Source organism: Undibacterium sp. SXout7W (assembly GCF_049339385.1).
GTDB lineage: Bacteria > Pseudomonadota > Gammaproteobacteria > Burkholderiales > Burkholderiaceae_D > Undibacterium.
In genome coordinates this window covers 1-15,192 of record NZ_JBMPPF010000018.1, presented here as the reverse complement: position 1 = coordinate 15,192, position 15,192 = coordinate 1, and the positions used below count along the sequence as shown (strand labels likewise).

The 15,192-nt window shown below is 44.7% G+C and carries 17 protein-coding genes; 11 read left to right on the top strand and 6 right to left on the bottom strand.

The genetic code is table 11. From position 1 onward, the window contains the following. Nucleotides 1–27 precede the first annotated feature (27 nt). The 3 genes from phaR to phaC form a co-directional block, all read right to left on the bottom strand. Nucleotides 28–585 carry a polyhydroxyalkanoate synthesis repressor PhaR gene (phaR, locus tag ACO0LB_RS15955; protein ID WP_423050824.1) on the bottom strand — a complete coding sequence of 186 codons (558 nt, stop codon included), beginning with the start codon at nucleotides 583–585 and terminating at the stop codon, nucleotides 28–30. Between the two features lie 295 nt (nucleotides 586–880). Then, nucleotides 881–1,621 (bottom strand): 3-ketoacyl-ACP reductase, encoded by a 741-nt coding sequence (locus tag ACO0LB_RS15950; protein ID WP_423050822.1) that lies wholly within the window; start codon nucleotides 1,619–1,621, stop codon nucleotides 881–883. A 41-nt stretch (nucleotides 1,622–1,662) separates the two neighbouring features. Continuing rightward, nucleotides 1,663–3,381: a class I poly(R)-hydroxyalkanoic acid synthase gene (gene phaC / locus ACO0LB_RS15945; protein WP_423050820.1), complete on the bottom strand. Its 1,719-nt coding sequence runs from the start codon at nucleotides 3,379–3,381 to the stop codon at nucleotides 1,663–1,665. 113 nt (nucleotides 3,382–3,494) lie between these two features. Between phaC and ACO0LB_RS15940 the strand changes: the two genes are divergently transcribed. Beyond that, the gene (locus ACO0LB_RS15940; RefSeq protein WP_423050818.1) at nucleotides 3,495–3,785 is read left to right on the top strand and encodes a hypothetical protein; all 291 of its coding nucleotides are present in this window, start codon (nucleotides 3,495–3,497) and stop codon (nucleotides 3,783–3,785) included. On the opposite strand, the gene pgeF is transcribed toward ACO0LB_RS15940, so the two are convergent. Together pgeF and ACO0LB_RS15930 are read right to left on the bottom strand one after the other, a co-directional pair. After that, complete coding sequence (gene pgeF, locus ACO0LB_RS15935) at nucleotides 3,739–4,533, bottom strand: peptidoglycan editing factor PgeF (protein ID WP_423050816.1); 795 nt, start codon at nucleotides 4,531–4,533, stop codon at nucleotides 3,739–3,741. The two genes, ACO0LB_RS15940 and pgeF, sit on opposite strands and share 47 nt — an antisense overlap. After that, entirely contained in the window at nucleotides 4,530–5,570 is a 1,041-nt protein-coding gene (locus ACO0LB_RS15930; RefSeq protein ID WP_423050813.1) for an RluA family pseudouridine synthase, read from the bottom strand. Before ACO0LB_RS15930 ends, pgeF begins: the two co-directional genes overlap by 4 nt. 43 nt (nucleotides 5,571–5,613) lie before the next feature. Between ACO0LB_RS15930 and ACO0LB_RS15925 the strand changes: the two genes are divergently transcribed. Further along, a complete protein-coding gene (locus ACO0LB_RS15925; protein ID WP_423050811.1) occupies nucleotides 5,614–6,417 on the top strand; it encodes an outer membrane protein assembly factor BamD in 804 nt (267 codons plus the stop codon). Between the two features lie 96 nt (nucleotides 6,418–6,513). Here ACO0LB_RS15925 and yaaA read toward each other — a convergent pair whose 3' ends face one another. Further along, nucleotides 6,514–7,290: a peroxide stress protein YaaA gene (yaaA, locus tag ACO0LB_RS15920; RefSeq protein WP_423050809.1), complete on the bottom strand. Its 777-nt coding sequence runs from the start codon at nucleotides 7,288–7,290 to the stop codon at nucleotides 6,514–6,516. A gap of 26 nt (nucleotides 7,291–7,316) precedes the next feature. On the opposite strand from yaaA, the gene ACO0LB_RS15915 reads away from it, so the two are divergent. The 9 genes from ACO0LB_RS15915 to ACO0LB_RS15875 all read left to right on the top strand — a co-directional run bounded on the left by ACO0LB_RS15915 (nucleotide 7,317) and on the right by ACO0LB_RS15875 (nucleotide 15,114). Beyond that, entirely contained in the window at nucleotides 7,317–7,799 is a 483-nt protein-coding gene (locus ACO0LB_RS15915) for a putative toxin-antitoxin system toxin component, PIN family (RefSeq protein ID WP_423050807.1), read from the top strand. A 243-nt stretch (nucleotides 7,800–8,042) separates the two neighbouring features. Next, nucleotides 8,043–8,780, top strand: a complete 738-nt coding sequence (locus tag ACO0LB_RS15910) for a protein phosphatase CheZ (protein ID WP_423050805.1) — start codon at nucleotides 8,043–8,045, stop codon at nucleotides 8,778–8,780. After that, complete coding sequence (locus ACO0LB_RS15905) at nucleotides 8,780–10,636, top strand: chemotaxis protein CheA (RefSeq protein ID WP_423050803.1); 1,857 nt, start codon at nucleotides 8,780–8,782, stop codon at nucleotides 10,634–10,636. Before ACO0LB_RS15910 ends, ACO0LB_RS15905 begins: the two co-directional genes overlap by 1 nt. Before the next feature lie 417 nt (nucleotides 10,637–11,053). Next, nucleotides 11,054–12,556, top strand: a complete 1,503-nt coding sequence (locus tag ACO0LB_RS15900; RefSeq protein ID WP_423050801.1) for a protein adenylyltransferase SelO — start codon at nucleotides 11,054–11,056, stop codon at nucleotides 12,554–12,556. A gap of 27 nt (nucleotides 12,557–12,583) precedes the next feature. Beyond that, entirely contained in the window at nucleotides 12,584–12,979 is a 396-nt protein-coding gene (gene msrB / locus ACO0LB_RS15895) for a peptide-methionine (R)-S-oxide reductase MsrB (RefSeq protein WP_423050799.1), read from the top strand. An 11-nt stretch (nucleotides 12,980–12,990) separates the two neighbouring features. Then, on the top strand, nucleotides 12,991–13,611 hold the full coding sequence (locus ACO0LB_RS15890; RefSeq protein WP_423050797.1) for a septation protein A: 621 nt from the start codon (nucleotides 12,991–12,993) through the stop codon (nucleotides 13,609–13,611). Then, on the top strand, nucleotides 13,608–13,889 hold the full coding sequence (locus tag ACO0LB_RS15885) for a BolA family protein (RefSeq protein WP_423050795.1): 282 nt from the start codon (nucleotides 13,608–13,610) through the stop codon (nucleotides 13,887–13,889). The genes ACO0LB_RS15890 and ACO0LB_RS15885 overlap by 4 nt, the downstream gene beginning before the upstream one ends. Before the next feature lie 48 nt (nucleotides 13,890–13,937). Continuing rightward, nucleotides 13,938–14,711, top strand: a complete 774-nt coding sequence (locus ACO0LB_RS15880) for a peptidyl-prolyl cis-trans isomerase (protein WP_423050793.1) — start codon at nucleotides 13,938–13,940, stop codon at nucleotides 14,709–14,711. A 193-nt stretch (nucleotides 14,712–14,904) separates the two neighbouring features. After that, complete coding sequence (locus ACO0LB_RS15875) at nucleotides 14,905–15,114, top strand: transposase (RefSeq protein WP_423050791.1); 210 nt, start codon at nucleotides 14,905–14,907, stop codon at nucleotides 15,112–15,114. The last annotated feature ends 78 nt before the right edge of the window (nucleotides 15,115–15,192 follow it).

Below are 15,192 nucleotides of genomic sequence, written 5' to 3'. Positions count from 1 at the left end.
ATAAATCAGTCACTTAGGTCAAATAGATTATTTTTTATTCTGATCCTCAGGATTAAATGGGAAAGCGGTGAAGATGTTTTTTGCCTGATTTTGCATCTGTTCCTGCATCTGCACAAAAAGGCTCTTACTTTGCTCAATGTAGTTCCCCATCATGCCTTGCATCATCGGGCCCTGCACATTCATGAACTGCGTCCACATTTCGGGGCTAAAGGGCTTACCTTCATAGATCCCTTTGGAGTTTTCAGCTAATTTATTTTGAATATCAATAAAAGCTTGTACGTTCTTCTCCAGATAATTTCCCATCATGCCCTGCATAGCATGCCCGTAGTATCTGATAATTTGTGCCAACACAACGCTGGAAAACATTGGCGTGCCGCCCGCTTCTTCTTCCAGAATAATTTGCAACAAAATGCTGCGCGTCAGATCCTCACCTGTTTTTGCATCAACCACCGCAAAATCATCATTATCGAGTACAAATTGTTTGACATCGACCAACGTGATATAGCTGCTTGTCTGTGTGTCATACAAACGGCGATTTGGGTATTTTTTGATCAGATGTTGAGTTGATTTTTTTGCGCTATTCATCGAAATCTCAGGTAATAACTTCGTATCCCAGTTGCTAGTCCAGCTAAAAAGTGGCTATTCGTTCTGGATTGCTTCAAGCAAACAAGTTATGCATTTCGTTCTACATATAAAACACAACGGCTTGTCTGTCCCCATTTTTATTGCATTTTTATTTTATTACTTACAAGTAAATTGCCCACCAGAATCATATGATCCGGTGGGCATATTCTACCGCACTGCAGTAGATTCATTACAACTCAAAAACAGCAAAAAGTGATTTTAAACAAACATCAACATCGTTTCTGCAACACAGGCATTAGCCCATATGCAAGCCGCCATTGATGGAAAAATCAGATCCGGTAGCATAACCACCTTCGTCAGAAGCAATCCATGCAACGATAGAAGCAATTTCTTCTGGTTCAGCAAGGCGACGTACTGGAATACCGGAAACAATTTTTTCTAATACATCTGGACGAATCGCTTTCACCATGTCGGTTCCAACGTAACCAGGAGACACTGTATTTACAGTAACACCTTTCGTTGCAACTTCTTGCGCTAACGCCATTGAGAAACCATGAATACCGGCTTTTGCAGTGGAGTAATTAGTCTGACCAAACTGCCCTTTTTGACCATTAACCGAAGAAATATTGATAATACGACCCCAGTTACGATCAACCATGCCTTCAATCACTTGCTTGGTGACATTAAACAAGGAATTCAGGTTGGTATCCATGACCGCGTCCCAGTCATCTTTGGTCATTTTACGGAACTGACCGTCGCGGGTAATACCAGCATTATTAACAAGAACGTCGATGTTGCCAATTTCTGCTTTTACTTTATCAAAAGCAGCTTTAGTAGATTCCCAATCAGACACATTACCTTCAGAGGCATGAATTTCATACCCTTCAGCACGCATATCTGCCAGCCATTTATCTTTACGGGCAGAGTTAGGGCCGCAACCAGCCACAACAATGTAACCATCTCTGCATAAACGCTTACAGATTGAGGTTCCGATACCACCCATACCACCGGTTACATATGCGACACGCTTTGACATACTTGTTCTCCTGTTTGAAATATAAAGTTCCGCTACAACAATTAATCTGCTCTTACTTTCACAAACCGCCCCGGAGCCACTTCAATCTCTGGGTATTTTGCATTACCAGGTTTTGCTGGCGCTTTTACCATCTTGCCGCCATGTTCCGACAAAAATGCAGACCATTCAGGCCACCAACTACCCGTGTGCTCGGTTGCACCCTCAAACCATGCCGCTGCATCAACACCAACCCGATCATTAGTCCAGTAACTTCTTTTCTTCTTCGCCGGAGGATTCACTACACCAGCGATATGACCCGAAGCACCAAGCACGAAACGATTACGTTCTTTATGCTTGGCATTGAGCAAGTTGGTTGATGCAAAAGCAGCGCCCCAAGGCACAATATGATCTTCTTTGGAGCCATAAATGAAAGTTGGCGCGTCAATTTTGCCCAAATCAACTTTATTTCCAGCAACAGTCAATTTTCCTGGCTGCATCAAATTATTTTCCAGGTAAGTATTGCGCAAATACCAGCAATACATAGGGCCTGGTAAATTTGTGCTGTCTGCATTCCAATAAAGCAAATCGAAAGGCGGAGGCGCCTGCCCTTTCAGGTAATTGGACTGAACATAATTCCAGACAAGATCATTCGCGCGCAAACTGGAGAAAGTGCTGGTCAGATCACGTCCAAGCAACAATCCCTTTTTACCGATGGTTTGCTCGCGCATCACCACATTCATCTCGTCGACGAATACGTCCAGGATGCCGGTATCAGAAAAATCAAGCAAGGTCGTCAACAATGTCAGGCTACTGGCAGGATATTCACCCCGGTCCGCCAAAACAGACAAAGCCGTTGAAATGATCGTACCGCCGACACAAAAACCAAATACATTCAGCTGATCTTGCTTGGTAATTTCCTGAACGACATGCAGAGCCTTAATTGCACCGACTTCGATGTAATCATTCCAGCTTACCTCGTCCAAATGAGCGTCAGGATTCACCCAAGAAACAAGGAAAACAGTATGCCCTTGCTCAACTGCATAACGAACCACAGAATTTTCCGGCTGCAAATCCAAAATATAGAATTTATTAATACAAGGCGGCACCATCAGCAATGGACGCTGATGCACAGTACTAGTCAGTGGCTTATATTGAATCAACTGAAACAGATGATTTTCAAAAACAACCGCCCCTTCAGTCGTGGCAACATTCACGCCGACTTCAAAAGCAGATTCATCCGTTTGAGAAATGCGGCCTTTTTGCATGTCAGACAGCATCTGAGTAATGCCTTTGGCCAGACTTTCACCTTTAGTCTCAATTAACTTAGCCTGTGCCTCAGGGTTGGTCACCAAAAAGTTAGCAGGAGAGGCAGCATCAATCATTTGCTGCACCGCAAAATTGATTTTTTGCTTTACTTTTGGTGTTGCCTGTACAGCTTCAGCCATTGACATTAAAAACTTGGCATTCAGCAAGTAAGTCGCAGCACTGTAAGCATGCATGGCATGATTGTGCCAATCGGGGGAGGAAAACCGACGATCACTTAATGTCGGCAATTTAGAAATAGCAAAGTCTTGCCACAAACGACCAAACTCTTCCATATAGGAATGCTGCAGACGGTTTAACGTCGCAGGATCAATCTGTGCGCCAATATCTTTGAGCACATCTTTCATTGGCGCATCTGCCAATGCAGAAGCAGGCTTCATCCAATCCTGCCACTGATTTTGATTCACTAGCTGTGACATCCATTCGGAGTACATAGCTTGAGGATCATAAGTCTTCATGCGTGCCTCCTGATTTTCGCGTATTGTTGAGGGTTAATTTTTAGCTTCAATCAATTTGAATTTCAAAAAAATTGAAACAATAAATAAAGAAATATAAAAATAACGAGGAAATTATGTTTGCCTATATTGTTGCAATCGCCTGGATTTACGTTGTTCTACTGATGGCATTGACCGAGCCGTCGATAACAGCTGGAGTCATGACCTTTCTGTTTTATTGCGTATTCCCTCTAACGATTCTTTTATACCTGATGCGCGCACCACAACGCAAGCGTGCGCTGAAGAGAAATGAAGCTGCACCGCAGCATTTATCTCACATCAGCGAATTCGACGACCAAACACCATCTCCCGATACGCCTTCTAACGCGGCTGATCAATCCAGATCAAATGCCCCATCCGGCCAGTAACACCATCCCTGCGATATGAGTAAAAATGAGCGGGGTCGCTGACAGTGCAATAGCTACCTCCATACACATCAACCACACCATGCTTCGCCAACGTTGCCCGGGCAAGACCATAAATGTCAGCCAAATATTTTCTTTCTTCACCAGCATCGGTTTTCGGACGAAAATATTGTTCCACATCTGACAAGCCAGACGAAAAAACATCCATAACGTCTTGCCCCACCTCAAACTTTGCCGGGCCTATTGCTGGCCCCATCCACGCAGTCAACTCACTAGCGCCTGCAACTCTCATGCGATCTACCGTGCGCTGCAATATTCCGCCCGCTAAACCTCGCCATCCAGCATGCGCCGCAGCAACACACCGCCCAGCTTTGTCCGCAAACAAAACCGGCAGACAATCGGCAGTGAGAACGGCACACACGGTGCCAACAGCATTAGAAAATGCTGCATCGCCGACTAAGCCAGAATGAATGCTGCCAGCATCAAGCACTATATTGCCATGAACTTGTGAAAAGAACATGACATCATGAGGCGTGTACTGATTCAGCAACGCCCGATTGGCACTGACCGCCCCAATATCATCAGCAACATGGTCACCAAGATTGAACCCCTCGACACCATATTGATTACCATATACGCCAGCACTGAAGCCGCCACGCCTACTTGTTGAAAAAGCACGGATATTCGACGGCAGGTCTGGCCAATCTGGCTGAATAACAGGAAATGGTAAGCGCGCAATCATGGAGTTCATGCCAAATGAATTCCAGCTTGCTTCAGCAGATCAGAAAAATCTTCAGCAACAGGAATTTCCCACTCGATATGCTCGCCCGTTTCTGGATGGCTCAACCCCAGCTTACGCGCCTGTAATGCCTGCCTAGGGAAAAATCTCGCCAAATGCTGCTTACCATATAAAGGATCGCCTACCAGCGGGAAGTTCAGCGACTGCATATGCACGCGAATCTGATGAGTACGACCTGTTTCCAGTTGACATGCCACCAGACTAACAGGGAATTTCTCTAACATTCCGGCAGCGATGCGCTGAAAATGTGTCACTGCTGGCTTGGCGATCACACTCTGCGAAACAGCCATTTTTATTCTATCTCGCGGGTGTCGTGCCATTGGCGCATCAACCGTACCTGAGACATTCGGCGTCCCCCACACCAAGGCATAATATTCGCGCTTCACGCTGCGATCCTGCAATTGCCGCACCAATTCCGTGTGTGCCACCAGTGTTTTAGCCACTACCATCAAGCCAGAGGTATCTTTATCAAGACGATGAACAATACCAGCACGGGGAACGCCATTCAAAGCAGGCCAGCGGTACAACAAGCCATTGAGCAACGTGCCGGACCAGTTACCAGCGGCAGGGTGCACGACCATTCCAGCAGGTTTATTAATCACCACAATGGAATTATCTTCATAAACAACATTGAGCGGAATATCTTCTGGTGAATACGCCCCCTCATCCGGCGCTGCCTGCGGCTGAATGATGATGTGCTCATCACCCAGCATTGTCATTTTTCCTTTGCCCGGCTTGCCATCTACTTCAACAAATCCAGCCTCTATCCATTGCTGTATGCGACTTCTGGAATATTGAGGAACAAGTTTCGATAATGTCTTGTCCAAGCGCTCACCACAAGCATCAGACGTCAATTTAATGTCTATGTTTTCGACTACCGGAGAAAATTCTTCATCGGCTTCCGCCTCTTCGACAACCTCGTCAAAATCGATATCTTCATCAGATTTTGACAAAATCACTGTTGTAGTTGGTTTCACATTTTTTGCCATCGGCTATAATCCGTAAATTGTTTCCATGCTCATGCACAAATTTATGCACATAAAATCTTTGAAATTGCTGTTTCTGGCTCTGACCGCTTCTCTAACATTGAGCGGTTGCGGGGTGTTTGGTGATAAAGGCGATGAGACCAAAAGTTGGTCAGCGTCAAAATTATACGCCGAAGCAAAAGACGAAATGGCGAATGGAGGGTATGAAAAAGCAATTCAGTATTTTGAAAAACTGGAATCGCGGTTTCCTTTTGGCACTTATGCCCAGCAAGCTCAGATAGAAACAGCCTACGCCTATTATAAACAAGGTGATCAGGCTCAGGCACTGGCAGCAGTAGAACGTTTCATTAAATTGCACCCCAATCACAGTCACGTAGACTATATGTACTACTTGCGTGGCGTGATCAATTTTAATGATCAACTCGGTCTGTTTAATTTTCTTGCCAACCAGGACATTACGGAACGCGATCCAAAAGCATCACGCGATTCATTTGATGCCTTCAAACAATTGGTGACACAGTTCCCGGAAAGCAAATACACACCGGACGCCATTGCCAGAATGAAGTATCTGGTGAATGCACTGGCACAATATGATGTGCATGTAGCGCGCTATTACATGCGTCGTGGTGCCTATCTGGCAGCAGCTAACCGGGCACAATCTGCAATTAAGGAATACCCGGACGCACCAGCGATTGAAGAAGCCATGTTTATTCTTGTTCGCTCCTATGATGCTATGAATATGACTGCCTTACGCGATGATGCAAACAGAGTATTTTTAACCAATTTCCCGAAAAGTGCTTTCCTGACCGGAAAAGGAAAAGATAGTACGGCTTGGTGGAAATTCTGGTAAAACCGGTTATATCGTTTAATCCACATTGCACAAAAAAATCCCCGCACATTGCGGGGATTTTTTTATTGTTCTTTGATTTTCTTTTATATGACGCACTCAATCGGCCACTCTGCGACGAAACACCCACCGATTTTGATCAGATTCCTCCTCGCAATACACATAGCCATCGACATCAAATTTTTTGAGCTTCTCTGCTTTTTTAATCTGATTTACTGCACAGTACCTCGCCATCAACCCACGCGCGCGTTTCGCGTAAAACGAAATGATTTTATATTTGCCATTTTTCCAATCCTGAAACACAGGGGTAATCACCTCTGCATTTAAGATCGAAAGCTTGACAGCCTTAAAATATTCTTCGGATGCGAGATTAATCAATACATGGTCTTGCTGCAATGTGAGCAATTGATTCAGATTTTCTGCAATATCATCCCCCCAAAACGCATATAAATTTTTGCCTCGTGCATTTTCAAGCTTCGTTCCCATTTCCAGTCGATATGGTTGCAACGCGTCCAGCGGACGTAAAACTCCATATAACCCAGAAAGAATACGCACGTGATCCTGCATGTAGGTTATTTGCTTTGCGCTCAGGCTACCAGCATCCAAACCTTCATACACGTCACCGTTAAATGCCAGTACTGCCTGCTTCATATTCTGAGACACAGGACTCTCAGACCATGCAGCGTAACGCTCCACATTTAATTGCGATAACGCTGGGGACAGACTCATTAAAGCAGCAATTTCTTCCGCAGACTTACGGCGAACAATATCAATCAAGCGCGACGCTTGCGCCATTAACGCTGGCGTTGTTGAAATATTTGTGGTCGGTGGAGTTTTATAATCAAGACTTTTGGCTGGGGATAATACAATAAGCATAAATTTTATTCACTTCAACAAACACAATGGACTCCATCATACCCAAGCTGCTTGTGCTTGACACCAATGTCTGCCTCGATTTGTTCGTTTTTCAGGACACTCGCTGGGCAAACATACTTCGCGGGCTGCAAACTGGCGAACTTAAAGCAATTACGCGACAGGAATGCCGCGACGAATGGCTGGCCGTCCTGAAATATCCACACTTACCAATACAACCAGAACAACTTCAGGAAATCATACAAAGATTTGATGCGCATATTGAATGTCAAAATCCGCCTCTGAATCATGAGCGACGTCTTCCAGTTTGCAGCGATAAAGATGATCAGAAATTTTTAGAAATTTCACGAGATGCGCAAGTCGACACACTGATTACTAAAGACAAGGCACTACTCAAGCTTGCGCGAAAAGTACAAAATCTGGGAATGTTCAAAATACAAACACCAGAAAAATTTTTAGAGAATCATGCGACAAGTTGTGATCAAACCGCAGTTAAGCCAACAAAAGAATGACAAATTTTATTACCCTAGGTTATTCTTAGAGAAAGTCCTGTTACCATGACATGGAAGGTAAGTGATATGTTCAAATTTAAATTACTCAATACCATGCATGAGGCAATCTGGACATAAACCGAGGCAAAGATCAAATACGTGTATTGCACACTTTACTTTATCGAGTAAGCCCTCTTTATGGCACACCATGAGAATTGTGGAAAACTACACAATAATCGCAGCGATTATGGAGAATAAAGGACTATGACCGACTCAGCAGATGATCTGGACGCATTATTTGAAGAAATGGCCAACCAGCGCCTAGAAACAAACGCTGCACCAACACAGGCTGCTCCTGTAAAGTCAGAAGAGCATGTTGTTACAAAATTCAATTTTCATAGCAATGAAGGTGATGCCAGCAAGCCTATGTTTGATCGCTTGGGAAATCTTGTACGCATGCTGCATGACTCAATGCGTGAGCTTGGTTATGACAGGTCACTTTCAGAGGTTGCTTCGCAGATCAGTGATGCACAAGGTCGTCTTGAGTACGTTGCAACTTTGACCGAACAAGCGGCAAATAAAGTACTCAATGCGACTGATGTTGGTATGCCCGAGCAGGATATTCTCGCGAAAAACGCAAAAACTATTGATAGTCGCTGGGAGAATCTGTTTGAAGGAAAATTGAGCGTAGACGAATTTAAGGTACTTGCACATGACTCAAAAGAATTTGCAAATACCGTGATTCGAGCAACCGATGCTGAAAAAGCTCGGCTGCTTGACATCATGATGGCACAAGATTTCCAGGATCTGACAGGCCAACTCATCAAGAAAGTCGTGGCAATAACACAGGCGGTCGAGCGAGAACTGGCACAAATTCTGATCGACAATGCACCTTCAGATTTAAAAGAAAAAGCCGTAGAATTAATGGAGGGACCATCCGTTCCAAATGCAGCACTGGAACAGGATGATGTAGATAACCTACTTGATAGTCTGGGTTTCTGATGGACGACATGCTCAAAGAATTTGTCGTCGAAGCTCTCGACCTGGCGACAAATGTAGAAGAACACCTGTTGTCACTTGAGCGCAATCCAAGTGATATGAACACTCTGAATGCAGTATTCAGATCCTTTCACACAATCAAAGGCGGTGCTGGGTTTATGAACCTGAGCGCCATGGTGTCAGCCTGCCACCTTACTGAAAATTTATTTGATGCGTTAAGGACTGGTCAGGTTCCGGTCACTCCCGAGGCAATAGAAGCTGCGCTGGAAGCAAGTGGATTCGTCGCAGATCAATTAACCGCGTTGAACAATGGTGAAGATCCTGAAAAGCTCTCTACCATGCCAAAATCGCTGGAAAAAATATTGACTGATGCGATTGAAGGAAATATTTCCAGTAAAAAATCTGCGCCCACACCTGCTCCAGAAAAAGCTCCAGCTGCACCTCAAAAGACAGAACAATCAATTACCGCCGTTGCTGCGCCAACTGCCAATATAACAAACAGCGAAAATAAAAATCTTGATTGGGAAGCTTATTTCCGGGCAGTAACCCCGGAAGGAACACTGCCTGCAGCAGAATCACCCGAAGCACCTCAAGCAGTTGCAGCAACAGCCAGCGAAGAACACGAAGCAGTCAAATCATCTTTATCAGGCGCAGAAGTCAAGCACACTGCTCCAGCGAAAGAAGAAAGTATTCGAATTGATGCAGTAAAGCTGAATGTGTTGCTTGAGGTTGCAGGTGAATCCGTTCAAGCCGCGAATCAGGCGGCTGTTTTACTGGAAAAATTATCGCAGTTTAAGTTTGATGGTCAGGCAGCACCTTTAATGGCTGCACTGACAGAAACTCTGACACGCGCATCCAGATACTCTACCGAATTACAAAGAGCGACCCTTGCAACACGTATGCAGCCTGTTGGGCGCTTATTTCAGAAATTTCCACGCTTGGTAAGGGAACTGGCGCGCGATCTCGGCAAAGACGTCGATCTGAATATTGCTGGTGCTGAGACAGAAGTTGACCGGGTAGTAGTAGATAGTTTGTACGATCCACTAGTTCACATGCTGAGAAATGCATTGGATCATGGTCTCGAAACATCTGAGGAACGACTGAAAACGAACAAATCGCCGCGCTCAACAATAACATTGAAAGCGTGGCAAGAAGCCAGTAGTGTCATGATTGAAGTCTCTGATGATGGCAAAGGGATGAATGCTCAGGTGCTACGCGATAAAGCAATTGCCAAGGGTCTCATCAATACCCACGATGCCAGGACTGATGATGAGGCATTCCAGTTGGTATTTTTACCCGGATTCTCCACCAAAGAAGTCGCCTCCAGCGTATCTGGGCGCGGTGTTGGTATGGACGTGGTTAAAACTGCAGTGGAACGCCATCGTGGCGCCATACGAATATCGTCACAACTAGGCGTTGGCACGACCTTCCTGATCAGACTGCCAATCGAATTATCGATTGTGCCAACAATGCTGGTGAGAACGGATGGAGCTTCACTCGCTCTGCCGATGGCGACAGTGCAGCGCGTAGTAGAGTTACCAGAAACCTTTGAAAGCGTGGGCGGCCAACCAGTATTGCGCGACCTCGGCAGACCACTCCCAGTCAAATCCTTGGGCAAAATTCTCGGCTACTCACCAGCGTCGGAGCGTGTTGGCATCGTGATTGCGGCGCCAAGTCCTTACATCTTATCTGTGGACTCCGTCGATGGGACAGCAGATCTGGTTATCAAACCGCTATCATGCATCAGCACTCCAGGTATTACTGGAACGGCCAGGTCTGCCGAGGGTGAGTTGGTTTTGGTAATTAGTCTGTCTTTCCTGATTGATGGATGCAAAGTCAGGGAAAGGATGAGCGCCTGACAAGTTCAGTCTTCTCTGAGCAAGATGTGTCTTACCAGTAAAAATGAGCTTAGATCCCTAAAGATCTGAGCTCATTTTACTTTAATGACGTCGCAAATCATTGCGAAATGCATTCTGCCAATGACACAAAGCTAAGGCCGTGCAAAATTGTCGCTGCAAGGCCAGGTGAACTTCCTTTGCTTTGGAGCACATCACTTGCAAGTGATGTTCGTTTCATCAGCCGGCAACATATTGGCTGAGACACTGACTGCACCATAATAACAACGAAAGGCAATATAGTCTTGTATGACAAGGCGTCATACAGTTGTTGAAGTGGCTTTACGTAACTGATAGCAGATCGCTGATGTTAATCGAATACGCATTTCTGCGGAGTCTGGCAGAATAGTGCTATATCTTGATTGCAGAACGGCACCCTCTATGAGTAACACCACACTAAACGACGTAAATAGTCATACAGACCTCGACGATCTTATACATCCAAGCCGTTTCTCATCGTTACCTAAAGACTTTTTCGCACCGGTTTCCCCTACTCCACTTTCTAAGCCCTATCTGATCGGCATCAATCAAGATGCGGTCACAGAATTCAATTTAAGTGACTCTATACACGACCATCCTGATTTTATTGCACGCTTTACTGGCAACTCAGTCTCGAAAAAGGCGATACCAATTGCCAGCGTATATTCGGGACATCAGTTCGGTGTTTGGGCAGGTCAGTTAGGTGATGGACGCGCGCTGCTGTTAGGTGATGCCCTCAATCAGGAACGACAAACAGTAGAAATCCAGCTCAAAGGTGCGGGAATTACTCCTTTTTCTCGGATGGGTGATGGACGTGCGGTACTCAGGTCATCTATCAGGGAGTTTCTTTGCTCTGAAGCCATGTTTGGATTAGGCATACCAACATCCCGAGCCCTGTGCATCACGGGTTCGGATCAATACGTCATGAGAGAAACACCAGAAACCAGCGCTGTTGTCGCTCGTTACGCACCAAGTTTTATACGCTTTGGTTCCTTTGAACACTGGTACTACAATCAGCGTCCTGATGAGCTTAAGGCACTGGCAGATTTCACGCTGACTCACTACTATCCTGAGCTTCAGGGACTTGCCAATCCTTATAAAGCACTGTTAACCCAAGTAACAGAAAAAACAGCAAAACTCATTGCTCAATGGCAGTCAGTAGGTTTTATGCATGGTGTCATGAACACAGATAATATGTCCATACTTGGGCTGACCATCGACTATGGCCCCTTTGGTTTTATGGAGGCCTACGATATGAATCATATCTGCAATCATAGCGACCATCAGGGGCGCTATGCCTATCATATGCAACCGACAATTGGGCATTGGAATTGCCACGCCCTCGCTCAGGCACTACTACCTTTAATCGGTAGCATAGAAGAAACCCAGGAAGCACTCAATTCATATAAAGTCAGTTACGAGACGCAATGGGAGCTTTTACTCCAACAAAAATTTGGATTAAGTGAACATCAAGATCATGATTTGGATTTGTTTGAGTCTTTTTTCCAGCTACTTCAGGCAAACCATGCCGATATGACACTGAGTTTCCGTTATCTCAGCAAAATAAACAATCAGATGTCTGCAAATGACGAGGCTTTGCGTGACTTATTTATTGACAGAAATGCACTCAATGAATGGCTCAAACTTTATCGCGACAGGTTGATGTCAGAAAACAGTGATGAAAAAAAGCGCCATCAGATAATGCAGGCACGTAATCCTAAATATATACTGCGCAATTATCTGGCACAAATCGCGATCGAAAAAGCACAAAAGAAAGATTTTTCAGAGATTGCAAAACTTCTCGCCATTCTGAAAAATCCTTACCTTGAACAAGATGAATACGATGATTATGCTCAACTACCACCTGACTGGGCAAAAAATCTCGAGGTCAGCTGCTCATCTTAACCAGATTAACCCCAGGAGAAATTCACGGTGAACAAAATCATCAAGACAGATGCCGAATGGCGCTTACAACTCGCCCCAATGGAATATGAAGTGACACGACATGCCGCAACAGAGCGCGCATTCACGGGCAAGTACTGGGATCATCAAGAAACCGGCATCTACACTTGCGTTTGTTGCGATACGCCCCTATTTACATCTGATGCCAAATTTGAATCAGGCTGTGGTTGGCCTAGTTATTTCACTGCCATCAATCCAGAGCATGTCAAAGAAGTAAAAGATTTTTCTCATGGAATGGTGCGAACCGAAATTATTTGCAATGTTTGCGATGCACATCTTGGACATGTATTTCCAGATGGCCCGCCCCCTACCGGACTCAGATATTGCATTAATTCGGCATCACTGAAATTTGAACCACTCACTTAATACGCTTATCAATGAAATTTTTATTTGATCTTTTCCCAGTCATTCTTTTCTTTGTCACTTTTAAGTGGGGAGAAAGTCATGCCTTAGCCGCACAAGCCTATGCAAATGAATATCTATCTCCGCTCATCTCGGGTGGAATAACGAGCCTCGAAGTAGCGCCGATTCTGCTTGCGACAGCAATCACGTTAATTGCATCCTTGAGTCAAATTATTTATTTGCTCATAGCGCGAAAAAAAATTGATGCCATGCTCTGGATCTCATTCATTATCATCATGCTGTTTGGTGGTGCAACCATCTATTTCCATAGTGAAGCATTTATTAAATGGAAGCCTACCGTTCTGTACTGGTGTTACGGCGCAGCCTTTTTCCTCGCTCAATTTATCTTTAGAAAAAACCTGATTAAACTTGCTCTTGGTTCGCAGATGACTCTTCCAGAACAAATATGGGGACGACTGAGCCTCGCATGGATTGCTTATTTTATGGTTATGGGTGTAGTGAATTTATACGTTGCGTTCAACTTTCAAACGTCTACCTGGGCCAACTTTAAACTCATTTCTGTTGTAGGTATCATGCCGGGCTTTATCGTCCTGCAAAGTCTGTTTCTTTCCAAATACATTCACGAATCAACATGAGTAATCCGAACCGCTACGATAAAATAATTACCAGATTAAAAGAAACTTTTGATCCTGTTGTTTGTCAACTGACCGATGACTCTGCTTCGCATGCGGGACATGCTGGAGCATCGACAGGGGCTGGACATTACATTTTAAAGATAGTTTGTCAGCAATTTGAAGGATTAAACCGTATTTCCCGCCATCGACTAGTGTATGATTCCGTTGGCGATATGATGCATACAGAGATTCACGCACTTTCTATTATTGCGTTATCTCCGTCAGAGATACCGACCTAAGTAGTTTATCTATAATCCGTTTTTTATTTTGTTATTTAGGAACAGACAATGACTTTTAAACCTGCTCATTTGCTGGTAGTACTGCTTGCAACTGCTTTGCCTGCAATGGCACAAAATCTGGCTGTAGTGAATGGCAAGGCTATTCCATCTGCACGCGTTGATGCAATGGTTAAACAACTTGCTACGCAAGGACAACAAGATTCGCCTCAGTTGCGCGCAATGGTCAAACAAGAACTGATCAATCGCGAAGTACTGATGCAAGAAGCCGAAAAATCTGGTATCGCGTCGAATCCAGAAGTCAAAAATCAATTGGAAATTGCTCGCCAATCCTTACTGATCCGTGCCTTGATGGTTGATTACGTCAAAAAGAATCCAGTGTCTGATGCAGAAATTAAAGCTGAATATGACAAAGCAAAAGCACAAGCTGGCGACAAGGAATATCATGCATTCCATATTCTGGTAGAAAAGGAAGATGATGCAAAAGCCATCATTTCCAAACTGAAAGCTGGCGCTAAATTTGAAGAACTGGCAAAACAGTCAAAAGATACTGGTTCCGCAGCTAAAGGTGGCGATCTGGATTGGGCATCTCCAGCAACTTTTGTACCGGCATTCTCCCAAGCGATGACTGGCTTGCAAAAAGGCCAGTTTACTGAAGTTCCGGTCAAAACAGAATTCGGTTTCCATGTAATTAAACTGGATGATGTTCGTGCGTCCAAGTTCCCGAGCTTAGAAGAAGTAAAACCACAAATTATCGATGGATTGCAGCAACAAAAAGTACAAGCATTCCAGCAGAATCTGGTGAAAAAAGCGAAGATTCAGTAATCAAGCTGTATGCACTTAGTTCTTACTAAGTCCTCACAATAAAAAAGGCGCATCAGCGCCTTTTTTATTTACTTGCAGCTAAAAGAGTCATTTACAAACACATCAACTCCCTTGCTGGGTAAGCACCCGGTAAAGTCGTCTTGAACCGCGCTCCGGATTTATAGAACATAGTGTCCACGTAATAACTGGGTACATGTACATTATGAATCTGAATGCAGTTCCTCCCGTGCCAAGGCGCCGACGCCATAGTGCCGAATTCAAAGCCCAGGTAGTTCAGGCTTGCGAGCAACCAGGTGTCTCCATTGCCGCGATAGCGTTGCATTACGGGCTGAATGCCAATTTGCTCAGGAACTGGGTAACCGCCCGGCGAACTCATGTTGACCGAACGACTTTATCGTGGTGAGAATTATTGTACGGTGGCCCAGCGATGCGGGAGCAGTTGGCTAATTTGACTAAACGGTTGTAGCGGCAGCCGTTCCAG